Source organism: Vogesella mureinivorans, assembly GCF_007644035.1.
GTDB lineage: Bacteria > Pseudomonadota > Gammaproteobacteria > Burkholderiales > Chromobacteriaceae > Vogesella > Vogesella mureinivorans.
This window is the reverse complement of sequence record NZ_VMTV02000824.1, coordinates 1-266: the sequence shown is the minus strand read 5'-3', so window position 1 is coordinate 266 and position 266 is coordinate 1. Positions and strand designations below refer to the sequence as shown.

1 protein-coding gene is annotated in these 266 nt (G+C 58.3%); it reads left to right on the top strand.

The features are described from left to right. The coding region (locus tag FLQ44_RS19810; RefSeq protein WP_206209006.1) for a hypothetical protein at positions 1 to 266 on the top strand (266 nt) is incomplete at both ends.

Here is a 266-nt window from a genome sequence, read left to right as displayed (position 1 = left end):
GATTACGCCGTCGAAACGCCAAATTTCAACCAGCTCGATGAGATAGGCGATATGGCGCAGGCCATTCGCATTTTCCGCGAGAACGGGCTGGCAAGGCAGCGGCTTGAAAAAGAACGCGACGCAGACTGGGCCATCCGCGAGCTGCTCGCACGAATGACCCAGCGCTTGCAGGGGTGCGAGAACGTCAGCGACGTGATTGAGGTGGCAGAGCTGTTTGCTCCCAACATTGCGCCGGGTATCGCCGGACGTCTGTATATCATGGATCG